The organism is Stackebrandtia albiflava (assembly GCF_007994225.1).
Lineage (GTDB): Bacteria > Actinomycetota > Actinomycetes > Mycobacteriales > Micromonosporaceae > Stackebrandtia > Stackebrandtia albiflava.
On record NZ_VLLL01000006.1, the window covers coordinates 15,794 to 38,110 of the forward strand.

Genomic DNA, 22,317 nt, shown 5'->3' on the forward strand with positions numbered 1-22,317 from the left:
GCGCCCCGGGGCATCCCCGCCGGACGGTGTCGCGCGTCTTGCGAGCGGACAGCCGACATGAAGGAGGCCACCGCGATGCGGCCCAGTCACGAGACCGAGTACTGCGAGTTCGTGGCGGCGAACCTCATCCCGTTGCGACGCTTCGCCTACCTCGTATGCGGGGACTGGCATCGCGCTGAGGACGCGGTACAGACGGTGCTCACGAAACTCTACGTGGACTGGCACCGGACGGTTCGCCGTGATCCGCAGGCGTACGTCAGGCGCATGGTCGTCAACGCGCTGCACGACGTGCACCGGCGAAGCTGGTTCCGGCGGGAACGACCGGCGGAGACGCTACCCGACACGGCGTACGACCGCGCCGAGGCGACCGAGGACCGCCTGGTCCTGCTCGACGCCCTCGCCAAGCTCCCGGTCAGGCGCCGGGCGACCCTGGTGTTGCGGTTCTGGGAGGACCGGTCCATCGAGGACACGGCCAGGATCATGGGCTGTTCGGAGACGACAGTGAAGAGTCAGACCGCGCGGGGCTTGCACACGCTGCGCGATCTGCTCCCCAACTCCATGACAGAGCGGATCGAGGTTATACCGACATGACAGACGACATCAAGGCCGTCTTCGAACAGACGTTGCCGGAGACGGAACCACCGCCCAGGTGGGACACCGGGCGTTACCTGGAGGCGGGCCGTACTCGGCGACGGCGACGCCACATCGCCGCCGCCGGTACCGGCACCTTCGCCGTGGTCGCCGCCGCCCTGGCGGTCGCGATCCCGCTGTCCGTACCGGGGGCCGACGTCGCGACACCCGGAGACGACACACCGGAGCCCTCCGCGTCCACCACACTGCCGACGCAGTACCCGCCCGCACCCGCCGACTGGGACGAGTACACCGAGATCGTCTCCGGGCTCATCGCGGAACAGTTCCCCGAACTGTTGGTGCAGGACCTCAGCGAGGTGTTCGAGTTGGCGGAGACCGGTGAGGCGTGGACGGACGACCCCGACGCGGCGATGGAGATACCGCACACGGCCGAGCTGTGGTTCGAGACCGCCGAGGGGGAGCCCGCGGGGTCGTTGAGCGTCCGGCTGTTCGAGCCCGGCCCCTGGACCGACGAGATCTCCGAGGAGTGGCTCCACTACCCGGACCCGTTCGGCGGGCCGCTCGTCGGATGCTGGAGTGGCAGTTACGAGGTGCAGCAGGAGGACTCGGGCGTGGTGAAGACCATGCACACCGAGACCACGTGCGACGAGGCCACCACCTCCGACGGCGACCGGATGGTCACGGTGGAGAGCCGGCAGTTCTACGAGGGCGAACCCGTCCAGAGCATCAGGAAGACCGTCGTGGTGTACCGCGCCGACGACACCGCCGTCATGCTGGCGACGCACTGCGGCAACGACGACGAGGACGAGGAGTCCGGGCGCTGCTACGAGTCGCCCGTCGACGTCGCGGCGCTCGCCGCGATCGCGCAGGACCTACCGGCGATCATCGTGACCGACGACGGCCGGTGACCCGTGGGTGTGGCCGCCGGGGCACGGCGGCCACACCCGCGGCGACGGGTGTGGGTGGCGGGCCGTTCCCCCGCGAGAACCGGGGGCCGCCACTCCTCCTCCCCATGGCGTCGAGCCTATGCCCGAAGGTCGCGGGGTGTCGAGCCGCGCGACGGCGGGCTGTGGATAACCCCGCATTGTGGAAAACCGGCCAAGCCGAACCTCGCCCGGCGGGCGGTGACGGGAATCGCGGAGGTCACCGGCACTCCGCGCCCCGGCGGGCCGGCACCGCGAAAGCCCCGGCGCACACGAAACGGCGGCCACCACCGGGTGACCGCCGTTTCGGCATGTATCAGTGCTGGTGCGGGCGCCAGACCACCAGTGCCGTCTCCCGACTCACCTTCGTCCGGCGGGCCAGCCGGAACGGCCCGATCGCGGCCTCCAGTTCGGCGCGTTCGTCCTCCATCGACTCGACATGCGCCATGAGCTCGTTGACGTGTACCCGCAGCGCGGACACCTGGTGCTCCAACTGCATGATCCGTTTGATGCCCGCCAGGTTGACGCCGTCCTCCTGGCTCAACCGCTGGATCTCCCGCAACTGCGCCACGTCGCGGACGCTGTAGCGGCGCCCGCCTCCGGTGGTCCGGGACGGCTGCACCAGACCGAGCCGGTCGTACTGACGCAACGTCTGCGGATGCATCCCCGCCATCTCGGCGGCCACCGAGATCACCAGTACCTTGGCGTCCAGGGCCGCGTCACTCATGGGCGGCTGTTCCGCACTGCGTCTCGTCTGCTTCGCCATCACCGCACCACCTTCCGCACTCGCGACGCGGTGTCGGGCCACCGCGTCTCTCCATGTTCCTCGTCTTCAAGCGTGGCCGACGTCGCCGCCGGCCGCAAGTGTCATCCCGTCGGTGCCGCCGCCGCCCGTTCGATCTCGTCGCGTGGCGCCGCCGGGGCCGCCTGCGCGTACTCCTCCAGGGCCTTGCGGGCCTCGGGGGTGAGGTCCTTGGGTACGTGCACCTCGATGGTGACCAGCAGGTCGCCGCCCTTGCCGTTGTCGCGGTTCACGCCCCTGCCCCGTACCCGCAGCGTCCGCCCGGACGGGGTGCCCGGCGGGACGCGAAGCGTCACCGGGCCGTCGAGGGTCGGGATCCGCAGGTTCACACCCAGGGCGGCCTCGGTGAAACTGACCGGCACGGTCAGGGCGAGGTTGTCGCCGTCCCGGGCGAACAACGGGTGGGGCCGGACGGTGACCAGTACGTAGAGGTCACCCGCGGCACCGCCGCGGGTACCGGGCTCGCCGCGTCCCGCCAACCGGATGCGTTGACCTGACTTGACTCCGGCCGGGATCCGGACCGTCATGGTGCGGGTCTTGGTGACACCGCCGGTGCCCTGGCACTCGGGGCACTTGTCGACGATGACCGTGCCGACCCCGTCGCACTCCCGGCAGGGCTCGGACAGGCTGAACGCGCCCTGGTTGACGGTGCGGACGCCCGCGCCCTGGCAGGTCGGGCAGGTCTTGGGAGACGTGCCGGGTTTCGCGCCGGAGCCGTGGCAGAGGTCGCAGACGCCGGGTGACCGGAGTTTCAGCGGCAGCGCGACGCCCTTGACGGAGTCGTCGAATTCGAGGACGACGCCGGTCTCGACGTCGCGTCCCTTGGTGGGGCCGCGTCGCCGGCCGCCGCCGAAGAACGAACCGAACAGGTCGCCCAGTCCGCCGTTGTTGCCTCCGCCGCCGAATCCGCCGCCTCTGGCCTGGGCCATGAGGTCGTCGAAGTCGAACGGCATGCCGCCCTGGCCCATTCTGGCGCCCCGGCGGAACGCCCCCGCCCCCATGAGGGAGCGCATCTCGTCGTACTCGGCGCGTTGCCGGTCGTCGGAGAGCACGGCGTACGCCTCGGAGACCTCCTTGAAGCGTTCCTCGGCGTCGGCGTTGCCGGGGTTGTGGTCGGGATGCAGGTCCCGGGCCAGTTTCCGGTACGCCTTCTTGATGTCGGAGGAGGGGGCGTCCTTGGTCACGCCGAGGACCTTGTAGAAGTCCTTCTCCAGCCAGTCACGCGAAACCATTATGGACGCTCCCCCTTCCCTACTCTGTCACTTGTCCTTCGGTGCGGTCGACTCGTCCGTTCCATCGCCTCCAGTATCGGGCGATTCGGAGTCGTTGTCGTCGGCCGGACGGTCCGGGGTCTCGGCGGTGTCGGCCGGTTCGGTGTCCGCCGCCTCGGCGTCACCGGTGGCGGGCTCGTCACCGTCCACGGTGTCACCGGGCGCGTCGGTGCCGGTCTCGGTCGCGTCGCCCTCCGGCGTCGCCGGCGTGGTGTCCTCGGTGCCGGTCTCGTCGGAGACGGCCTCCTCGGTCACGGCCGGCGCCGGCTCGTCCGACGGTTCCGCCACCGCGACCATCGCGGCCCTCACCAGTCGCTCACCCATCCGGTAGCCGCGTCGCATCACGTCGATGCAGGTCGGCTCGGTGACCTCCGCGGAGTGCATGTGCGCGACGGCCTCGTGCACCATCGGGTCGAACCGGTCGCCCTTGTCGCCGAAGCTCTCCAGTCCCAGCTTGGTGAGCGAGTTCTGGAGTTGTTCGGCGACGGAGGCGAACGGGCCGACCAGGTCGCCGTGGTCGCGTGCCCGGTCGATGTCGTCGAGCACCGGCAGCAGACCGCTCACGACGGCGACGGTGGCCTGTTCGGCCGTCGCCTGCCGGTCGCGTTCGACCCGCTTGCGGTAGTTGTGGTACTCGGCGGTGACACGCTGCAGGTCGCGGGTCCGCTCGTCGAGGGCCTCGGCGAGCTCACCGGCCGCCGCGGCGGCCACCGGGTCGACGTCGCCGTCGCCCACGGTGGACTCTTCGGCCTTGGGATCCTCGGCGTCGCCGTCAGGGGAGACGTTGTCGGGAGTGTTCTCGTCGCTCACTTCTTGTCGTCCTCGTCGACGATCTCGGCGTCCACCACGTCGTCATCGGCCTTGCCCGCGGTGCCGGTGTCACCGGCGGCGGCCTCGGGGCCGGCCTCCTCGGCCCCGGCGGCCTGCTGGGCCGCGTACATGGCGGCTCCGGCCTCCTGGGAGACCTTGATGAGCGCCTCGGTGCGGGTCTTGATGACTTCGAGGTCGGTGCCGCCGAGCGCGTTCTTCAGTTCGGACAGCGCCTCTTCGATCTCGGTCTTCTTCTCGGCCGGGATCTTGTCGCCGGACTCGGCGAGCAGCTTCTCGGTCTGGTAGACCCAGGTCTCGCCGAGGTTGCGGGTCTCGGCCTCCTCCTTGCGCTGCCGGTCCTCGTCGGCGTGGTCCTGCGCGTCGCGCATCATCCGCTCGATGTCGTCCTTCGGGAGCGAGGATCCACCGGTGATGGTCATCGACTGGGCCTTGTTGGTGGCCATGTCCTTGGCGGAGACGTTGACGATGCCGTTGGCGTCGATGTCGAAGGTGACCTCGATCTGCGGAACGCCGCGCGGCGCCGGCGGGAGACCGGTCAGCTCGAAGGTGCCGAGCTTCTTGTTGTACGCGGCGATCTCGCGTTCACCCTGGAACACCTGGATGAGCACCGATGGCTGGTTGTCGTCGGCGGTGGTGAAGCTCTCGGAGCGCTTGGTGGGGATCGTGGTGTTGCGCTCGATCAGCTTGGTGAAGATGCCGCCCTTGGTCTCGATGCCGAGGCTGAGCGGGGTGACGTCCAACAGCAGGACGTCCTTGACCTCACCCTTGAGGACACCGGCCTGGAGGGCGGCGCCCACGGCGACGACCTCGTCGGGGTTGACGCCCTTGTGGGGGTCGCGGCCGATCATCTCGGTGACCAGGGCGCTGATGGCGGGCATCCGGGTGGAGCCGCCGACCATGATCACGTGGTCGATCTGCGACACCTTGATGTTGGCGTCGCGCACCGCCTGCTCGAACGGCTTCTTGCAGCGGTCGCGCAGGTCGGCGGTCATCCGCTCGAACTCGGCGCGGGTCAGGTTGAGGTCCAGGTGCAGGGCGCCGTCGGGGCCGGCCGTGATGTACGGGAGGTTGATGGAGGTCTGCGTCGCCGCGGACAGCTCGATCTTGGCCTTCTCGGCGGCCTCCTTGAGCCGCTGGAGCGCCATCTTGTCCTTGGACAGGTCGACGCCGTGCTGGCCGTTGAAGGTCTTGACGAGGTGGTCGATCAGCCGGTCGTCCCAGTCGTCGCCGCCGAGATGGTTGTCGCCGTTGGTGGCCTTGACCTGGATGACGCCCTCGGCGATCTCCAGGAGGGACACGTCGAAGGTGCCGCCGCCGAGGTCGAACACCAGGATGGTCTGCTCGGTGTCGCCCTTGTCGAGGCCGTACGCGAGCGCGGCTGCGGTGGGCTCGTTGATGATGCGCAGCACGTTGAAGCCGGCGATCTCACCGGCCTCCTTGGTGGCGGTGCGCTCGGCGTCGTTGAAGTACGCGGGCACGGTGATGACCGCGTCGGTGATGGTCTCACCCAGGTAGGACTCGGCGTCCCGCTTCAGCTTCATGAGCGTGCGGGCGCTGATCTCCTGGGCGGTGTAGTGCTTGCCGTCGATGTCCACGGACCAGTCGGAACCCATGTGCCGCTTCACGGACCGGATCGTGCGGTCCGGGTTGGTGACCGCCTGCCGCTTCGCGACCTCGCCCACGAGGACTTCGCCGTTCTTGGCGAACGCGACGATCGACGGAGTGGTGCGGGCACCCTCGGCGTTGGTGATGACGGTGGGTTCACCGCCCTCCAGGACGCTCACGCAGGAGTTGGTGGTTCCCAGGTCGATGCCGACCGCACGTGCCATGTGTTGCTCCCCCAGACGAGTGGATGCCGTTTGACTTTCCGGTGCCTCTAGTTGAGCCACCGAGACTCAATGTTGCGTCGGGATGGCGGTATTGTCAAGTCCGCTGTTGAGCCGGGGGGACTCAAGGTGACGGATGCGGCGGGTGTGGCGGCCGCGAGACACACCGCCGACGCGCCGATGTACCACCGGGTTACCCGCCCGGCGGCGATGATGATCATGACCGGGCCGTACTCTGATTCGGTAATCGGGTCGTTCACCGCGCGGGTGTGCCGGATCCTCCGGGGCCGCCGCCGCGCCCGGGGCCGCCCGTGGACCGATAGTGGAAATGGTGAGCTATGCCAGCGATCGTTGTGGTTGGTGCGCAGTGGGGCGACGAGGGCAAGGGCAAGGTCGCGGACCTGCTCGGCGGCCGGATGGACTACGTCGTCAGGTATCAGGGCGGGAACAACGCCGGGCACACCGTCGTCACGCCCGACGGTGAGAAGTTCGCCATCCATCTCACCCCGGTGGGCATCCTCACCCCCGGGTGCGTCCCGGTGATCGGCAACGGCGTCGTCGTCGACCCGAAGTTCCTCATCGGTGAACTGGACGGGTTGTCGTCCCGCGGCGTCGACGTGTCGCGGCTGCTGCTGTCGAGCGACGCCCATCTCGTCATGCCCCACCACCGGGCCCTCGACCGCGTCGTGGAGCGCTACCTGGGGTCGGCGCGGATCGGCACCACCGGCCGGGGCATCGGCCCCGCGTACGGCGACAAGGTCGGCCGGGTGGGCATCCGGGTCCAGGACCTGCTCGACCCGGGCATCCTCACCAAGAAGCTGGAGATGGTGCTGCGGGAGAAGAACCAGGTCCTCGTGAAGGTCTACAACCGCAAGGCCATCGACGCCGCCGCCGTCGTCGACGAGTACCTCGGCTACGCGGAACGCCTCGCGCCCTACATCGCCGACACCCGGCTGGAACTCGACAAGGCGTTGACCCGGGGCGCGAACGTGCTCCTGGAGGGCGCTCAAGCGACCATGTTGGACGTCGACCACGGCACGTACCCGTTCGTGACGTCGTCCAACCCGACCACCGGCGGCGCCTGTGTCGGCTCCGGCATCCCGCCCACCAGGATCGACTCCGTCATCGGCATCATCAAGGCGTACACGACCCGGGTCGGCTCGGGACCGTTCCCGACCGAACTGTTCGACGAGTTCGGCCAGCACCTGCTGAAGGTCGGCGGCGAGTACGGCGTCACCACGGGCCGGGAACGCCGCTGCGGCTGGTTCGACGCCGTCATCGGCCGTTACGCCGTCCGCGTCAACGGCATCACCGACCTGTTCCTCACCAAGGCCGACGTGCTGTCGAGCCTGGAGAAGGTGCCGATCTGCGTCGGATACGAGATCGACGGCGAATTCCACGACGAGATGCCGATGACCCAGACCGCCCTGCACCACGCGGTGCCCCGGTACGAGTACCACGACGGTTGGTGGGAGGACATCTCCGAGTGCCGCCGGTTCGGTGACCTGCCGAAGAACGCGCAGTCCTACATCGAACGGCTGGAGGAACTGTGCGGCGCCCGCATCAGCGTCGTGGGTGTCGGTCCCGGCCGTGACCAGAACATCGTCAGGCACGACATCATCTGACGCGGTCCGCGGGGACCTTCCCTGGCGGATCCTGGCGGCATCGGGTCATACTGTCTGAGCGAGGCGAGGACACGATGCCGCCACCGGCTGGACACGCGTCGCGATCCGCAGCCGATACACAGCAGGAGACAAGTCGATGGGGCGCACGCTCGGTCCGTTCACCGACGTCTCAACGGCACGCGTCGACGGCGCATACGAGATCTACGAGGGACTCGACGAAGAGGGCCGGGACATCGAGATCCTGACCCTCGGGATCTCCTCGTCCAAGGATCCGTCCCGCCGGGCGTTGCTGTCCGACACGGTCGCGTGGGCGCACGCCACCCGCGGCCCGGCGGACGCGCCGATCCTCAAGGCCGATCTCAACAGCGAACAGCCGTACGTGGTCACGCTGCGGCAGACCGGGTACCGCGGTGTCGAGCGGATGCTGGAACGGATGCTCGCCATGGGCCCGGCGACCGGCCCGCTCGCGATCACGCCCGGCGCGCACACCGGTCAGATCCCCCGGGTCGGGCACCACACCAACCCGCATGGCATCCCCGCGGTGTCGTCACCGCCGGGTTCGCCGGCCGGATCCCCCGTGGCACCGGCCTCGCCCATGGCGCCCTACGTGACCACCAACCGCAGCTCCCGGCCGGCCTGGCTGATGCCGCTCATCATCGGGCTGGCGCTGCTGGTTCTGGGCGGCGGCGGCTTCGTCGTGGTGTGGGGCATGTCCGGTGACAGTCCCGTGGTCGCCGACGAGGACGGCGGCGTGCCACCGGCGTCCGAGGAGACGCAGGCGCCCGGTGAGGCGCCCCTCCCGGAGTACCGCACCGACCTACCCCCGCAGCAGATGTTCGGGGACCAGGTGTTCGGCGACTCGGCGGCGGGCGTGGTGCAGCCGCCCGGCTGGCCGATCGCGTTCCGGGTGCCGGAGGGCTGGGAGTGCCAGACCGGTGACGGCGACACCACCGTTCCGGTCGTGACGTGCCGGGGACCCAGCGACGACAACCCCGGATTCCCGCCCGCCATGCACCTCGAACTCGTCGAATGCCCCGACGAGTGCGCGGAGAGCACCCGGCTCTCCGTCATCGAACGGTGGCAGATCCGCGCCTCCGAACTCGACCAGGACACGTACTTCTTCGAGGAGTCCACCGCCACCGACTACACCCTCGCGGTCAGCCGGTTCTTCTCCCCCGTCCAGAACGTCGACCTCCACCCCGAGAACCTGCAGCTGGCGATCAGCGCGACCGGCATGACCGAGGACGTCGAGGCGATCCAGCTCGTCGTCAACGACCTGCTCACGCAGTCGCAACGACCGAGCTGACCGGTTCAGAACTGGCAGAACGCCACCGTGGCGTCGTCGTGGACCTTGCCGCGCCGCCACTTGCTGGAGTCGGGATCGGACTCCTCCACCGACCGGGTGCGGGCGATGACCTCCTCCGGCCCCCGCGTCTCGGCGAGGTTCAACAGTCCCAGCCACGTCATCTTCCCGAACAACTCCACCAGCCGGGTCGCGCCGTCGGTGGCGAGCAGCGCCCGCCGCACGCGCCCCCGGCCCAGGTGCCCGGTCAACGCGCGGTAGGCGGCCTTCGGGTCGGCCGCCGCGATCGGGAAACCGTCCGGGCGGTTGCGCGCCCGGGCGAGTTCGTCGGCGCGGCGGCGGCTGATCTCGACGAACTCGGCGCTGCCGGGTGCCGCCTCCCCGTACGGGGTGAGGTTCAACCGGTTGAGCCGGTCGTCGGTCAACACCATCGGTTCCTCACCGCCGTCGTCGACGACCAGGACCGAGTCGGACAGGACCAGGTACTCGACGGCCTCCCGGTTCTGCCGCAGCACGACCACCGTCGATGCGGGCGTCGCGGGATGCCGCAGGTCGCACCGTCCCCTGTGGGCGGAGGCGGTGTCTGCTATCGCGGTCGCCAGGGCGTCGGGCAGCGGCGTGGCACGGTCGGCACCCGACCGCAACAGCGCGGTACCCAGTGTCTTCACGTACCACGGCAGTCCGTGCACACACCGGCGGTCGACGTCGGCGGCCAGCGCGTCGCCGACTCCGCAGCCGTCCAGGACGACCACCATGTCCGGGCCGCTGCCGAGCCAGTCCTCGTTCTCCTTGAAGGGCCGTGTCGGGGTGGAAACACCGGTCACTTTCACGATGTTGAGTCTGACACGTGCCCGCCGGTGGACGAACCCCCGCCGCTGCACGACACTTGACCGTATGTCACTACCCGCTCCGGTTCTGGATCTTGCCTCCGACGTGGTCCCCGACGCCGAGGACCACGGCAAACTCGCGTTCGCGTACGCGCACGGTCCGTTGCTGTCCGGCTTCGGCACCGACGACGAGATCGGCCTGGTGTGCGTGTGGGACCGCGACACCGTCCCCGAGGACGCCCCGCCGCGTGCCGAACACGTCACCCAACACGACTTCAACGCGGCACTGGCGGCCGTCGGCGAGGGCCGGGTGTGGCCGTTGACGCCCGCGAGCCCCCTCACCGGCATCGCCGGGTTCGCGTACGGCGTCCTGCTGTCCGACGAGGAGGGCGCGGGCACGGCCGCCCGTGGCGCCGTCAGCGAGTTCCCGCAGGCGTTGGCCGTGGCGACCGGCCAGCGGCTCGCGTTCGACGTCGGGACGGTGAGCGCGGCGTTGTCGGAGGAGTCGGACCGCTGGATCCGCGCGGAACTGCTGACCGAGGCGCTGCACCACGCCTACGTGGCGTGGTTCGCGGCCCACGAACGCTACTTCCCGGGAGTGCGGCGCCGCGGCGAGTACGCCCGGCACTTCGGGCTCGACCTGTCGGTGCTGGAACTGGAGGACGAGGTGTGGCGCGCCGACAGCGGCGCGCTCGCCGCCGACCGGTACCGCGCGATGGCGGAACGGATCCTCAACGACCGTTGACGGCCCGGATGTACCGGGAGGTCACCGGCGCTGTCAACAGGCCGATCGCGACGGCGGCGCCCGCGGTCCCCGCGAGGGTGAAACCGATCTTCATCCAGTCGATGTACAGCGGGTCGCCGAGCGCCCGCACCGTGAGGAACAGCGGGTACACGACGAGGCCCGCCGCGACCGCGACCAGGCCGGTGCGCGCCCACGGTTCACCGCGCATCAGCGGCGGCGCCATGCCCACGAGGAGGATGACCGCGATCACCAGGAGGCCGCCGATCACGACGGCCTCGGTGAGGGCCGCGCCGCGCTCCGCCTCGGTGTCGCCGAAGTAGACGGCGTAACCGTCGACCTCGTTGAGGGTGCGGTACACGAACACCGCGATCAGCACCGCGAAGACGAAGCACTCCAGGGCCAGCAGATAGACGGCGGCGGTGAGGGTGGCCGGCCGGCGAGGCGCGGTCATGCGACTCCTTCAGCGGAATCCCGTGGGGCGGGGATCGGGCGTTGTCGATGTGAGCTTACGGTCGCGGCGTGACGCGCGCCTCCACCGGAAAGCCGGTGTGGACGGGCACGAACGAAGGGCGGCGGGCGGTCACGGTCGTCGCGGGGACCGGATCGGCGGTGGTGGAACCGCCGGGTCGAGGGGCGGTCCGACCCCGAACCGATACCCGGTTGCAGCATCCGATTCGCACCCGATAACATTGCCCGGTCGGTGCGAACCGGCGGTCGACTGCGCTCGTAGCTCAACGGATAGAGCATCTGACTACGGATCAGAAGGTTGGGGGTTCGAATCCCTCCGAGCGCGCCACACCTCTTTCGCAACGATTGCAGCCCGAAACCGCGATGACATCAAGGTCTCGGGCTGTTTTCACGCCCGGCGGTTCCTTGGGCCGGGCTCCGTGTCGGTGCCGCGCCCTACACTTCGCGGCGATGACCGACGCCACCCCCGACGACCCGGTGACGCCCACGCAAGGCCCCCGCCAGGGCCGGGCGGCCGACGACGCCCTCACGGGATCCCACCGCGACCGGTTCGCGTCCCACCCCGACCGGGACTCCTACGACACGCTCGCGGCACTCGGCGACCCCGAGCTACTCGCCTGGGCGGTCGACCACCTACGTACCGCCCTCGACACCGGCACACCCGATCCCGAGGCCGCCGACCTCCTGACCGTCATACTGCTCGCACAGGACCGGGCCGCCGAGGCGTGGGAGGCCGCCGAACGATACGACGCGTCCCCGCAGGCGCGGGTCGAGGTGGCCAGACGACACCGCCACACCGATCCGGAGGCGTGCGGCGGCTTCTTCATGACCCGAGCGGAAACCCTCATCGGGCAACGGGACCGGGACTCCTACACGGCGGCAGCCGAACTGGTCGCCCTGGCCGCCGAGTGCCTGGACCTGTACGTCGCCCCCGGGACCGGCGAGACCTATGTGGCCGAGCTGCGGTACACGTACTGTCGCAGACGCCACCTGATGGCCGCCTTCGACGCCCGAGGACTTCCCGACGACCTGTGAAGGTCCCGCGGGCACGTCGGGTGTCGCGGTGGCCTCGTCCGCACTCGATTCGACGTGCCGGTGCGGTTTCGCCACGATTGAGGCATCCCGACGGATGAGGTGGATATGGAACCGCGAGACGTCAGCACGCCGGTCGAGTACTCCCGTCAGTACCGGCTGGAGGGTGCGGCCGAAGGGCTCGCGGCGCTCCATGAGCTGATAAGCGACTTCTACGCGGAACTGAATCGGCGGGTTCGTAACCGCGAGGACGACATCTCACCTCGGGACCGCGATTACGACCTGCGGGGACTGGCCGAACGGCTCGGATTCCACCCACCCGATCGCGTGCGGCCGTGGGATATCGCCGTCGGCCACGAAGCCGGACAAACGGTTCTGGTCTGGCACGACTGGACGCAGGAGTGGCCGGTCACCGCCTCACGGAAGGCCCTGGCCGACCTCGCCGAGGCCGCGTCGGAGCTGGACTCGGTCGGCCTGGCGTTCCACGCGCGCACAGCGGGTCTCACACCGCCGTTCCGCCCCGATCTGGACTGGTCGATCGGATACGGAGAACGGCCCACCGAGTTCGGTTGGATCCCGCCCTACGACCACGCCCTTCGGATCGGTTAGCCACCGGAAGTCGGCTCGGCGCGGCGGTGGCGGCTCCCGGCCCGTTCGAGACGACGGCCCCGACTCCCCCATGAGAACACTGTGGAGCTATCCTATTCCGGCCCTTCCGCGCCCAAGGCTTCCGCTGCATTGCCGGGGATCCGGCGGGGCCGGTCGCATGATGTCGCTTATTCATCCTTTATGGATTTACTGCTCTTGCACAGCCCCATATCATCGATGGTGCTACGTACATCGCGACCTTCGGAGGCGACCGCCGATGCGTTTCATCCCGTCTCTCGTCGGGGCGGCCGCCGCGATCGTGACGCTCACCGGATGCACCGGCGACGGACCCGACACGACCACGACCGACGCGACCGGTTCCCCGGCGCAGCAGCCGACCACCGAACCGGAACCGGAGGTCTTCCGGGAGTCCATAGGTCTGTTCCGGACGACCGACCCCGCCACCGCGGACCTCGTCGCGGTGCTGGACACCGGTGACGTCGCCCTCGACCTCACCCTTCACGTCACAGACGAGGTGGTCGAAACCACCGAGCCGGTCAACGGCCCGGCCGGGAGCGTCAACCTCTGGTTCTTCTTCGACGAGGGCGAAGACAACTTCCTGACTCTCAACATCCCCGAAGCGGCCCTGACGATCGGCGACATCGAGAAGCAGGACGGCCTCTCGACACTGCGGGGGACGTTCAGTGTCGAGCCGTCGAGTGGATCCGATGTCGACTACGTACTCACCCAGACCGGAGACGTCCCTGAGGCCACGACCACGGACGAGGTGAAGTGCGGCGAAGAGGAGGCGTTCATCGCGGATGCGGAGACCCTCGCCGGCGACCCCGCGGCCTATGCGACGATCCGCGAGCACTGGGTCGACAGCCCCCGCATGTGGTGGGCCGTCAAGGCCACCGCCCACTCGATCGCGGAATACGGCGATTTCAGCGACTCCATGGCCGTGGCCTGCGCGATCTACGTGCCCTGACAGCCGCCTCGGCTCGCGGTACCGGGCTGGACGCGATGACTCCCGTGGGCGGCGACGACGGAGATGTCAGTCGCGGCCGGGCTACGTGCGCCGAAATCACCGCGCCGACGCGATGATTCCCGTGGTCGGCGGAGGTGTCAGTCGCGGCCGACCCAGGTCGCGAGGTCGACCTCGTTGCCCTCCGGGTCCGCGAGCGTCCAGTGCATGGGGGCGAACCGGTCGGTGACGATCCTGCCGCCGGCGGCCACTGCGGCGGCGACGCGCGCCTCCGCCTGCTCGTGCGGGACACCGACATCGATGTGGATCCGGTTGCGGCCCTCCCGCATGACGTCCATCTGCTGCACGAACACCGGCGGATACAGGCCGTCCGGGTCGGCGATGTCGGAATCGCCGACCATCTCGTAACCGAGCACCGCGCACCAGAACGCCCGGACCCGGTCGACGTCGTAGGCGTCTATCGCGAACTCCCAGGTGCGGGTGGCGCTCGGATCGGCCGGGACCCCGAGCGCGGCGGCCGCGTCGGAGATCTGCCGGGCCAATGCCAGGTCGGCGTCGGTCAACGACCAGTGCTCCTTCGTCACCAACCGCACCTCCAGCACCGTGGCGCGGAGGTTCACATCCGGATGATGCCCGGCCGCTTCCGCGAGCCGGCCGATCTCCGCGACCAGCTTCACGCCGGTGGCGAAGTCGCCGGTGCGGTACAGCGCAAACGCCACCGACCACAGCACCCGCCAGTCGGCTACGCCCTCGGAATCGTGGAACTGCTCAGGAGTGATCTGCACCACCATGCCCGACATGCTAAGCGGCCCCACCGACATCGGACCAAAACGTGCGCCGTGCGTGTGGGATTCGCGCGGCGGCCTCAGTGGACGTCATTCGGGCTGCCGGTCCCGCGAGAGCCGTTCCGTTCACCTGGAGCCTGCTCGGCGCACAGCGGCTCGGATCCGAGTGGAACGAGGAAGACTGATCGATCCCTGCGGTTTTCCACAATCGCGAGTTATCCACAAGCGGTGGCGGGCACGCTGGACGACCTGCGCAAATCCGTTCTACGCTCAAAGTATGGGGCGGAGGTTGGAGGCCCCCGGTACTTCTGTGGTCTCGGTCTGAGCCGGTTCAGATATCGAACGCGCCGGACTTGATGGCGCTGAGCATGGCTCGCCAGTCTTCGGCCGGGGTGGTGAGGATCGGACCGGTGGGGACTTTGGAGTCACGGACGGCCACGGCCTGACCGATCGCACCGACCTCGACGCAGTTGGCACCGCTGGCGTTGGTCCTGGTCGCTTTACGCCATGCCTTTGGTTGTGGGGTGTGCATTGATTTTGCGCTCCTTTCACGCTCGTCGGAAATTGTCTCGCGCCCGTGCGATCAGCGCGGCTGACCGGGCCGGTGGTTCGGCAGCGGCCCGAACATGGTCGAACGCGTCGATGAATCGTTTCACCTCGTGCGGTTCTTCGACGAAGTCGTCACGCCAATGCAGTTGCTCCAGGAATACGGTCCCAGGGTCCATCAAGTCGGCGAAGTGCAGGACAGTGAATCTGGTACTGAGAGACGCGTGTGCTCCAGCTGAGTACGGCATGATCTGGATGGTCACGTTCCGAAGCGTGGACATCTCCAAGAGGTGATCGAACTGCTTAGCCATTGTCTCCCGCGAGCCGATCGGACGATGCAGTACTGATTCATCGAGCACCGCCCAAAGCTCGCACGGAGCTTCCCTTCGCATGAGAATCTTCTGCCGTTCACTCCTCACCAATGCTCGGCGCTCGATCTGCTCCTCGTTGACCTGGCCCAACTCGGCGATCAACACCGCTCGGAAGTATTCCGGTACCTGCAACAGTCCGGGGACGAGGTGGTTCTCGAGGGAGTAGATGGAAGTCGCGGCGCTTTCCAACCCGATGTATGCGACGGTCATGAGATCTCGGTACTTGTGCCACCATCCTCTTCTCCGACCTTGCCGCGCGAGCTCGATGAGGTCGTCACGAACGGCCGTATCCGTGACGCCGTAGAAGTCCAGAAGGGACTCCACGATCGACGGATGGATGGCGAGCTTCCCGGATTCGGCTTTGCTCAGGGAGCCTGGATGGTAAGACACGGTTCTCGCGGCGACTTCGAGCGTGTAGCCGTGCTGGTTGCGGTATGCCCGAAGCTTCGCGCCCAGCACGCGCAAGCTCACCGTTGGACTGATTTCGCGCGACATTTCGGCCCCACAGCTTCTGGATTGCGATTCCTAACGACGCAACTTGCGTATCACAGAGGACACATGCTAGCGTAATCGTGTTGCTACATCAACTTGGAGTGATCTGGGTGGTTGTGGAGGCTTCCCGGTTGCCGTCTTCGGCGGTGGCGGGAGGGAGAAGACCGGGGCGGGTCTCAGTTTGGCGACTTGCCCGCCCCGGTCCTGTAATACCCGAACTCGCGAAAGGAGCTCGCGCGGTCAACAGTCTGTCACACCCGGTGGTGGTGCGCCACTCACGATTGGCCGCCCGCTTCTGAACCGGGTTCGTTACCTCTTCTTACGGCTTTCCCTTTGCGTGTGGTTGGTCTTGCGCCGACATCACCACCCACGCCGGGCGGGTGCCCGCGACTTTTCCGCATACCCGGTGTCGTCTGTCGTGCCCTCCCGCGCGACCGGAGCCGGCGCGGGTGCCCGCCCGTTCTGCTTCGTCTGTCCACTGTTCACTCGTTCTCGCCCTTGGGGGGCCTGTCATGGCGATACGTTCGTGTAGCTACGAGATCCTGATACCCGGTGCCGATCCAGCACCGCCGGCACCCGTTCACCCGGACCCGCACGTCAACGTGGTACTCACGGCGGTGGCACGTGCCGCCCGGACCCGCCGGTTCGCGTTCGTGCAGACCCGCGTCACCGAAGACCGCGTCGACACGGGCCTGATCATCCACGGGGTGGAGAACCCCGACGGCACCGCCGTGGTCCTGGCCAAGGACGGCCACCCGTTCGGGTGGTTCACCACCGTGGACTCCGCGCACGCCCGGATGCCGCTACCGGACATGTACCTGGTCTGGCTCGACCCCGAACGCGACCCCGACCTGTTGAAAGCCGCCGACGCCGAAACCACAGAGCAGAACGTGGACGTGTGGCTCATGGCTCTACCGTTCGCCGCACTCGGACTGGCCGACGCCCGCGCAAGAGCACTCGACATCCTGGCCTGTCTGGAAGACACCGTCCCGGGCATGCTCGCCGAATCGGCCGGGATCTTCGAAGCGACCCGCTCCACCAGCTTCCTGACCCTGTACTGCCCCGAACCCGGCTGCACCCTGTCGCCCTACCACTCCGGCGACCACCACATACCCACCACACCAACCGATGGCGCCGACCTGGCGCCCACGGCCGAACCCGTCTACACATGCGGGCCAGTCGAGACGGAAGCCGAATGCCGCACCGCACCGCAGGACGGGGCCGGCGGTTCGACATCGGAGGCGGAGCGATGAACGCCAGACCGCCCGTCGTGACACCCGCCGACGTCGACTGGATCGACTCCTACGGCGAGGCGCGCGTCTGCGGGCACCGGTTCACCCGCGACGACATCCTCTGCCACGAAGACATCTGGGACCGCCGCACCCACGACAACGCCCTCACGAGCGCCGCACGCCAACGCATCGCCGCCGCACTCACCGAAGAACTACACCAACGCGCCGCCGACGCGCTCGCTGCACACATGCGGCAACACCAGCCGCCGCCCGGAACCGCCGCACTCGAACGGCTGCGCACCGCCGACGCACTCACCACCTGGCAGCACGACCACCCCGCCACCACCTTCACCTGGCGCGCCTGCGACGGCTGAACCACACCGCCTTGGGTGGTCTGAGGCCCACCTTGGGTGGCCACAGGCCCGTTGAAACCGGACATCAAGGCTTATTTGAGGCACATCGATCGGCCCCAGACCACCCAAGGCGACACCACCACCCAGAACACGAAAACGGCGACCAGGCTGTCCTACCAGCCGGGCCGCCACACAACGAGAAATGCGAGTTCTCGCCATGTCATGGTGCAGCATATCCAGTAACCAACAGACCACGCAGATCGCCCGCGCCGAACGCATCCGCGCACTACACGGACCAGGTAAACGAACAGCCCGACACGGCTTCCGCCGCCACTGCACCGAATGCCGCCAACACTGGCACCGCACAAGAGGCTGCGCCCCCTACCTCTGGGCCACCGACCTGTTGTCCAGCCTGTCCAAAGTCGTCTACCCGAGAGCACCACACCGACCCAAAGGCAGACACCGACCCGCATACACCCACGCCCTACACCTGGCCACCCGCAACATGCGGCGACTCAGCCGACCGGTCACCAGGCCGTACCGGCACACCACTCGGCCATACCCCGCACCGATCGGCCACCAACCCGCCTGGTGACACCTCGTGGCCGGGCCGCAGCGTTACCGCCGGCCCGGCCGTGCGGTCTACAGGTACGCGAGGTAGCGGCCGGGCTTGCCGGATTCCTCGATCGTGAAGCGACGCCGCAGGCCGCCGCTCTCCCACGCCTCGACCTGCTGGGTGAACAGTTCACTGGTCACGAACAGGTGGCCTCGGAGGTTCCAGTCCTTCGCCAGCCAGGACCGCAGTGTGTCGCGCAGGGCGTGGTCGGTGGCGGTGCCGAGCCGCGACTTGCGGACCCAGAAGTAGACGGCCGCTTCGTAGTCTTCCCAACGTTCCTCACCGACCGGGGTGATGCGGGCCGTGGTGAAGGAGCGCACGTCGGTGGGCATGAAGTAGACGCAGCCGAGACATTCGGTCTCGGCCGGGTCCATCACCGTGTAGGTGAACGCGCGGCCTTCGGCGTGCCGCCGTTCGAGCCCGTCCAGGTCCTCCCGGTTGGCGTCGACGGTGAAGTCGTCGGTGGGCCACCCGCCGTCCTGTTCCCACCCCCGCAGGTACTCCCGGCTCTCCATGACGGCCGCGTGGTCGAGTTCGGCGTCGGCCGCGGTGATCGGCCGGAGGATGAAGTCGCCGGTCCTCACGCCCTCGGGGACGGTGTCCAATGTGAAAGGCATGCTTCCCTCTCGGTCGGCGGTCGGGGGCTCAGGATAGGAGCCGGCTCCGGTCGTGTCACCCGGTTTTCACGCGGGCGGGCGGCCGTTCAGTTCGTCGACTTGTTGGGAATCAGATGATGTGGCCCGATGAATCCTATATGTACTTTGCGGGTGGTGCCGCCGGTATCGTCGTGGAAGTAGATGCGGGGCGCGAGACGACCACCGCCCTCAGCGATCTTCAGGTGGGCGAACATCGCAATCTCCCCGGAGGGGTCCACAGCGCTGTCTACTTTGAATACCCGTTTCCTGCGCAGCTTCTCGTTCTTGTGAACCGTCTCGCTCTCCTTCATCGAGAGCTTCTTCGGTGTAGCCGGCCAGCCCAGTACCGGCCCCGTGACGCACCATTCCCAGAATCCGCCGTTACTCCAACCGTTGGCGCGATCCTCGGCGTAGGCCGCCAACGCTCGGAGACCACGCCATGCGCTCTTCGCCCAGGGGTGGGACTCGTTGCCGGTATCGATGTGGCCGAGTTCCCGCTCAGCCGAGTCCGGGATGGCGAGCCATTCCGAAAGGTGGCGTCGCGCCTCGCTCACGGCACTGGAGGTGTCCTGAACCTGATCGGGAATCGCGGAGTCCTCGTCCACCACGAATTCGGTGCCCCACAGCAGCCCCCCGAGCCCTCGGGAGAGCAACTCCTTCTTGAGCCGGGACAGGTGTCCGTTGGCGCGGCTGAGCTCCTCCTCCAGGATGCTGAGCTCATCCCTATCGAGTTCGTGCTGGAACTCCCACTCCTCCCGCTCTCGCTGTAGGTCAGCGATCGGGACCATGCCGTCCGGTATGCCGGTGGGCCGTTCATTCCGCTCGGCGAACACGCCGAACACCTTGGGGATCCGACGTGTGACCGACAGTTGGGCGACGGAGTACACGATGCGGTCGATGGTCAGCTGATTCACCGTTTCCAGCCGCGACCTCGGGTAGTACCTGTGCCGCCAACCGTCCGTGTCCGGCATGACGGGGACGGGGGCGTAGACGCGGATGCCGCCGCCCCAGGTCGCGAGGGTACCGAGTTCTCGTTTGAATACCTCGACGGCGTTCGTATCGAGAGTCAGGACGACGGCCACCCCTTGGACACGTGACGCGATGTCCCTGGCCCACTTCAACCAACTGCCGTCGTGAACACCCCACGGTTCCGAACCGACTATCACGGGAAGGGTCCGGTCGGGGTCCGCCAACAGGTCGATGACGATGTCGATGCCCTCGGCGGGAACCGGCTCAGGCGCGGTCAGTAGCCGTCCCCGGCCGGGTGTGGGTTTGGCGGCCGCTACCAGCAGATCGTGAACCACCCGTGGTCTTCCCACCGAAGCGCGCTGCGTGAAGTCGTCGGATTCCATCCCGGTCTCCACGAGGGTGTGCAGTCTATCCTCATCGGCCACGACACGGATCACGGTCGTCCACTCCGTGGTGTCGGCGGGAGTGTCATCGCTGACGGTGACCTCGAATGCCTCGGAACCGACGGCGCGGTAGTTGACGAACCTCCGACGTCCCTGCGACAGGGCGAACTCGCTTCTCCCCACGGTCAGCGAAACGGGTTCCCGCGTGGCCTGCGCCCACGCGGCCACACAGTCACGGTAATGATTCAACAGCTCCGCGGTTCCCGAGGTCGGTGTGTCCGACCAGACCGCCCGATACAACACGCTCATCTCGACTCCTCAGGGTCGCGTCGTGTGCGGTGGCACATACATGGACGACCGCCCCAGGCGAGTCGCGACGGCTCCGGGTGCGCGTCCCGTTCGCGTTCTATCAGGGTTCATGCGTCCCCGCAGTCATGAAGGCGACTCTGTTCCGGTTCGCGGTGTCGCACGGGGTTGGTATTCCTGTGTATGTCGGGTACGAGGGGATGTGGTGGTGTGATCGCACTGGTCGGTGGGGACCTGTTGAAAGACGACGCGGACGTGCTGGTGAATCCGGTCAACGTCGTGGGTGTGATGGGCCGGGGGTTGGCCGCCCAGTTCAAGCGCGCCTACCCGGAGAACTTCGCCGCGTACCGGCGGGCCTGCGAACGGGGCGAGCTGCGGGTCGGCACCGTCCTGGCGGTTCCCATCCCGCACGCGCGGTGGGTCGTGAACCTCCCCACGAAACGGCACTGGCGGGCGGCCTCCCGGTTGGAGGACGTCGCGGCGGGCCTGGACGGTCTCGTCGACTTCCTCGAACGCACGCCGGTGGACAGCGTCGCGGTGCCCGCCCTGGGCGCCGGGCTGGGCGGTCTGCCCTGGCCGGAGGTGGAGGCCCTGACCCGGGAGAAGCTGGGCACGCTGGAGGTCACGGTGCGGTTGTACGCGCCGGCCGGGACGTGACACCGCCTCCGGTGACCGGTTCACGGTCGGCGGGCACCGTGCCCGTTCGTCTGCCCGGACTGTCCCCTCTGGCTTGGCCCCCGCCGGGCCGTTCTCGGTCCCGGGCGGATGAGGCGACCCGCCCGGGATCACACCGTTTCACGCTCGGACCGGCCGCCACGGCGAGGACCAAGCGGGACCGGCCGACGGTCGCGACCGGCGGATTCGACCCGGGCACCAGCTTCGTCCTCATGAGACACCAGAACTTCATGCCCGATATCCCTTGGGGCACAACATAATTCGCCCATACGAATGCGTTCGGTGACTTGACAGGTACTCTCGCGGCCACATAGGGTCTGAAATGTTCTGGATCTAGCCGCCCGACAGCCGCCTGTCACCTGCCACAAATCAGTAGACCTCCCACGGACGACCCGATTCACTCGGAACCTCCGTTGATGAACGCTGCCCCGGGATCGGTGAATCCACACCCGTTTCAAAGGAGAGAACCGTGTTCAGGAGAACGTTCTCACGCGCCGCGTTGGTGGCCGCCATGTGTTTCGCGATGATCTTCGGTGCATCGAGCACCGCGCTCGCCGACTTCACCGTCCAGGGCGACACCGTCGAGTGCGTGTCGATCTCGGGAGCCGAGCGAGGCTGCATCACGCACGTCGACAACGGTGATGACTTCAGGGTCTGCGACACCAATGTCGACGGCCACGGCGTGTACGGCGCCCTGCAGGAATACATCAGCGGCAGCTGGATAACCCGAAAGTCTCAAGAGGACGGCGGCGACCCCGGCTGCGACACGTTCCACTTCGACGTCACGATCGAGGACAGGGACGCCTATCGCCTGAAGATCTGCTGGAACGGGGTGCCCCGCAACTACACCAACTGTGACTACGACCCCTTCCGCGAATAAGGGAACATCGCATTATGCACCCGTACATCGCCCGGGTCGGCCCGGGTGATGTACGGGTGCGCCTCGATAATCCCCAGACGATACTCGAACGCCCATTCATCCGGATTCCGGGAATCGTTTATCTATTCACGGTGATCGATTGAGAAAATGGCACGTCCAATCATTCATTGTGGACTGAAAATACGGATCGGTCATACGGCCGCGCGGCCTCCGGTACGACGGCCCGGACCACCTCCGGACGAGACGATTCACCGATT

At 67.9% G+C, this 22,317-nt stretch carries 22 protein-coding genes, 1 tRNA gene and 1 pseudogene; 13 read left to right on the forward strand and 11 right to left on the reverse strand.

The features are described from left to right. The first annotated feature begins 57 nt into the window (after window positions 1-57). Both LX16_RS10730 and LX16_RS10735 read left to right on the forward strand, forming a co-directional pair. Complete coding sequence (locus LX16_RS10730) at window positions 58-591, forward strand: SigE family RNA polymerase sigma factor (RefSeq protein ID WP_244615789.1); 534 nt, start codon at window positions 58-60, stop codon at window positions 589-591. Continuing rightward, window positions 588-1,499 (forward strand): hypothetical protein, encoded by a 912-nt coding sequence (locus LX16_RS10735; protein ID WP_147137521.1) that lies wholly within the window; start codon window positions 588-590, stop codon window positions 1,497-1,499. Before LX16_RS10730 ends, LX16_RS10735 begins: the two co-directional genes overlap by 4 nt. A gap of 331 nt (window positions 1,500-1,830) precedes the next feature. Here LX16_RS10735 and LX16_RS27925 read toward each other — a convergent pair whose 3' ends face one another. From LX16_RS27925 to dnaK, 4 genes and pseudogenes are all read right to left on the reverse strand, one after another. Then, window positions 1,831-2,280, reverse strand: coding sequence for a heat shock protein transcriptional repressor HspR (locus LX16_RS27925; RefSeq protein ID WP_280176802.1), 450 nt, complete (start codon window positions 2,278-2,280; stop codon window positions 1,831-1,833). Window positions 2,281-2,381: 101 nt separating this feature from the next. Then, entirely contained in the window at window positions 2,382-3,548 is a 1,167-nt protein-coding gene (gene dnaJ, locus LX16_RS10745; RefSeq protein WP_147137524.1) for a molecular chaperone DnaJ, read from the reverse strand. A gap of 315 nt (window positions 3,549-3,863) precedes the next feature. Beyond that, window positions 3,864-4,397: pseudogene (grpE, locus tag LX16_RS28225) on the reverse strand (nucleotide exchange factor GrpE); the annotation flags it as partial. Next, window positions 4,394-6,247, reverse strand: a complete 1,854-nt coding sequence (gene dnaK, locus LX16_RS10755; RefSeq protein WP_147137530.1) for a molecular chaperone DnaK — start codon at window positions 6,245-6,247, stop codon at window positions 4,394-4,396. The gene dnaK and the pseudogene grpE, both read right to left, overlap by 4 nt. A gap of 335 nt (window positions 6,248-6,582) precedes the next feature. Between dnaK and LX16_RS10760 the strand changes: the two genes are divergently transcribed. Together LX16_RS10760 and LX16_RS10765 are read left to right on the forward strand one after the other, a co-directional pair. Beyond that, complete coding sequence (locus LX16_RS10760; RefSeq protein WP_147137534.1) at window positions 6,583-7,869, forward strand: adenylosuccinate synthase; 1,287 nt, start codon at window positions 6,583-6,585, stop codon at window positions 7,867-7,869. Between the two features lie 136 nt (window positions 7,870-8,005). After that, window positions 8,006-9,175: a hypothetical protein gene (locus tag LX16_RS10765; RefSeq protein ID WP_147137537.1), complete on the forward strand. Its 1,170-nt coding sequence runs from the start codon at window positions 8,006-8,008 to the stop codon at window positions 9,173-9,175. A gap of 5 nt (window positions 9,176-9,180) precedes the next feature. Here the strand turns inward: LX16_RS10765 and LX16_RS10770 are convergent, their stop codons facing one another. Next, window positions 9,181-9,996, reverse strand: a complete 816-nt coding sequence (locus LX16_RS10770; protein ID WP_147137539.1) for an integrase — start codon at window positions 9,994-9,996, stop codon at window positions 9,181-9,183. A gap of 70 nt (window positions 9,997-10,066) precedes the next feature. On the opposite strand from LX16_RS10770, the gene LX16_RS10775 reads away from it, so the two are divergent. Beyond that, window positions 10,067-10,744 (forward strand): hypothetical protein, encoded by a 678-nt coding sequence (locus LX16_RS10775; protein ID WP_147137542.1) that lies wholly within the window; start codon window positions 10,067-10,069, stop codon window positions 10,742-10,744. On the opposite strand, the gene LX16_RS10780 is transcribed toward LX16_RS10775, so the two are convergent. After that, the gene (locus LX16_RS10780) at window positions 10,731-11,195 is read right to left on the reverse strand and encodes a hypothetical protein (RefSeq protein ID WP_147137545.1); all 465 of its coding nucleotides are present in this window, start codon (window positions 11,193-11,195) and stop codon (window positions 10,731-10,733) included. The genes LX16_RS10775 and LX16_RS10780 overlap by 14 nt on opposite strands. A 269-nt stretch (window positions 11,196-11,464) precedes the next feature. Here LX16_RS10780 and LX16_RS10785 point away from each other — a divergent pair. From LX16_RS10785 to LX16_RS10800, 4 genes are all read left to right on the forward strand, one after another. Next, window positions 11,465-11,540, forward strand: a tRNA-Arg gene (locus tag LX16_RS10785). 122 nt (window positions 11,541-11,662) lie between these two features. After that, entirely contained in the window at window positions 11,663-12,247 is a 585-nt protein-coding gene (locus LX16_RS10790; RefSeq protein WP_147137548.1) for a hypothetical protein, read from the forward strand. A gap of 105 nt (window positions 12,248-12,352) precedes the next feature. Further along, window positions 12,353-12,853 (forward strand): hypothetical protein, encoded by a 501-nt coding sequence (locus LX16_RS10795; RefSeq protein ID WP_147137551.1) that lies wholly within the window; start codon window positions 12,353-12,355, stop codon window positions 12,851-12,853. 256 nt (window positions 12,854-13,109) lie between these two features. Beyond that, a complete protein-coding gene (locus tag LX16_RS10800) occupies window positions 13,110-13,820 on the forward strand; it encodes a hypothetical protein (RefSeq protein WP_147137553.1) in 711 nt (236 codons plus the stop codon). 137 nt (window positions 13,821-13,957) lie between these two features. On the opposite strand, the gene LX16_RS10805 is transcribed toward LX16_RS10800, so the two are convergent. The 3 genes from LX16_RS10805 to LX16_RS10815 all read right to left on the reverse strand — a co-directional run bounded on the left by LX16_RS10805 (window position 13,958) and on the right by LX16_RS10815 (window position 16,014). After that, the gene (locus LX16_RS10805) at window positions 13,958-14,608 is read right to left on the reverse strand and encodes a VOC family protein (protein WP_147137556.1); all 651 of its coding nucleotides are present in this window, start codon (window positions 14,606-14,608) and stop codon (window positions 13,958-13,960) included. Window positions 14,609-14,933: 325 nt separating this feature from the next. Continuing rightward, window positions 14,934-15,134: a DUF397 domain-containing protein gene (locus LX16_RS10810; RefSeq protein WP_147137559.1), complete on the reverse strand. Its 201-nt coding sequence runs from the start codon at window positions 15,132-15,134 to the stop codon at window positions 14,934-14,936. 16 nt (window positions 15,135-15,150) lie between these two features. Continuing rightward, complete coding sequence (locus LX16_RS10815; RefSeq protein WP_147137561.1) at window positions 15,151-16,014, reverse strand: helix-turn-helix domain-containing protein; 864 nt, start codon at window positions 16,012-16,014, stop codon at window positions 15,151-15,153. A 509-nt stretch (window positions 16,015-16,523) separates the two neighbouring features. On the opposite strand from LX16_RS10815, the gene LX16_RS10820 reads away from it, so the two are divergent. Continuing rightward, the gene (locus tag LX16_RS10820; RefSeq protein WP_147137564.1) at window positions 16,524-17,264 is read left to right on the forward strand and encodes a hypothetical protein; all 741 of its coding nucleotides are present in this window, start codon (window positions 16,524-16,526) and stop codon (window positions 17,262-17,264) included. After that, the gene (locus LX16_RS10825) at window positions 17,261-17,617 is read left to right on the forward strand and encodes a hypothetical protein (protein WP_147137567.1); all 357 of its coding nucleotides are present in this window, start codon (window positions 17,261-17,263) and stop codon (window positions 17,615-17,617) included. Before LX16_RS10820 ends, LX16_RS10825 begins: the two co-directional genes overlap by 4 nt. A 621-nt stretch (window positions 17,618-18,238) precedes the next feature. Here LX16_RS10825 and LX16_RS10830 read toward each other — a convergent pair. Next, the gene (locus LX16_RS10830; protein ID WP_147137570.1) at window positions 18,239-18,829 is read right to left on the reverse strand and encodes a GNAT family N-acetyltransferase; all 591 of its coding nucleotides are present in this window, start codon (window positions 18,827-18,829) and stop codon (window positions 18,239-18,241) included. Window positions 18,830-18,915: 86 nt separating this feature from the next. Beyond that, complete coding sequence (locus tag LX16_RS10835; protein WP_211354450.1) at window positions 18,916-20,508, reverse strand: hypothetical protein; 1,593 nt, start codon at window positions 20,506-20,508, stop codon at window positions 18,916-18,918. Between the two features lie 207 nt (window positions 20,509-20,715). Between LX16_RS10835 and LX16_RS10840 the strand changes: the two genes are divergently transcribed. After that, window positions 20,716-21,162, forward strand: a complete 447-nt coding sequence (locus LX16_RS10840; protein WP_158645558.1) for a macro domain-containing protein — start codon at window positions 20,716-20,718, stop codon at window positions 21,160-21,162. Window positions 21,163-21,649: 487 nt separating this feature from the next. Next, window positions 21,650-22,060: a hypothetical protein gene (locus tag LX16_RS10845; protein WP_147137576.1), complete on the forward strand. Its 411-nt coding sequence runs from the start codon at window positions 21,650-21,652 to the stop codon at window positions 22,058-22,060. Window positions 22,061-22,317 lie beyond the last annotated feature (257 nt).

Bases quoted from the DNA above. Each gene is read 5' to 3' on its own strand.
- LX16_RS10805 (WP_147137556.1), bottom strand. From the start codon at position 14,608: ATGGTGGTGCAGATCACTCCTGAGCAGTTCCACGATTCCGAGGGCGTA.
- LX16_RS10830 (WP_147137570.1), bottom strand. From the start codon at position 18,829: ATGCCTTTCACATTGGACACCGTCCCCGAGGGCGTGAGGACCGGCGAC.
- LX16_RS10820 (WP_147137564.1), top strand. From the start codon at position 16,524: ATGGCGATACGTTCGTGTAGCTACGAGATCCTGATACCCGGTGCCGAT.
- LX16_RS10760 (WP_147137534.1), top strand. From the start codon at position 6,583: ATGCCAGCGATCGTTGTGGTTGGTGCGCAGTGGGGCGACGAGGGCAAG.
- LX16_RS10780 (WP_147137545.1), bottom strand. From the start codon at position 11,195: ATGACCGCGCCTCGCCGGCCGGCCACCCTCACCGCCGCCGTCTATCTG.
- LX16_RS10790 (WP_147137548.1), top strand. From the start codon at position 11,663: ATGACCGACGCCACCCCCGACGACCCGGTGACGCCCACGCAAGGCCCC.
- LX16_RS27925 (WP_280176802.1), bottom strand. From the start codon at position 2,280: ATGGCGAAGCAGACGAGACGCAGTGCGGAACAGCCGCCCATGAGTGAC.
- LX16_RS10825 (WP_147137567.1), top strand. From the start codon at position 17,261: ATGAACGCCAGACCGCCCGTCGTGACACCCGCCGACGTCGACTGGATC.
- LX16_RS10800 (WP_147137553.1), top strand. From the start codon at position 13,110: ATGCGTTTCATCCCGTCTCTCGTCGGGGCGGCCGCCGCGATCGTGACG.
- LX16_RS10730 (WP_244615789.1), top strand. From the start codon at position 58: ATGAAGGAGGCCACCGCGATGCGGCCCAGTCACGAGACCGAGTACTGC.
- LX16_RS10795 (WP_147137551.1), top strand. From the start codon at position 12,353: ATGGAACCGCGAGACGTCAGCACGCCGGTCGAGTACTCCCGTCAGTAC.
- LX16_RS10815 (WP_147137561.1), bottom strand. From the start codon at position 16,014: ATGTCGCGCGAAATCAGTCCAACGGTGAGCTTGCGCGTGCTGGGCGCG.
- LX16_RS10835 (WP_211354450.1), bottom strand. From the start codon at position 20,508: ATGAGCGTGTTGTATCGGGCGGTCTGGTCGGACACACCGACCTCGGGA.
- dnaK (WP_147137530.1), bottom strand. From the start codon at position 6,247: ATGGCACGTGCGGTCGGCATCGACCTGGGAACCACCAACTCCTGCGTG.
- LX16_RS10735 (WP_147137521.1), top strand. From the start codon at position 588: ATGACAGACGACATCAAGGCCGTCTTCGAACAGACGTTGCCGGAGACG.
- LX16_RS10810 (WP_147137559.1), bottom strand. From the start codon at position 15,134: ATGCACACCCCACAACCAAAGGCATGGCGTAAAGCGACCAGGACCAAC.
- LX16_RS10775 (WP_147137542.1), top strand. From the start codon at position 10,067: ATGTCACTACCCGCTCCGGTTCTGGATCTTGCCTCCGACGTGGTCCCC.
- LX16_RS10765 (WP_147137537.1), top strand. From the start codon at position 8,006: ATGGGGCGCACGCTCGGTCCGTTCACCGACGTCTCAACGGCACGCGTC.
- dnaJ (WP_147137524.1), bottom strand. From the start codon at position 3,548: ATGGTTTCGCGTGACTGGCTGGAGAAGGACTTCTACAAGGTCCTCGGC.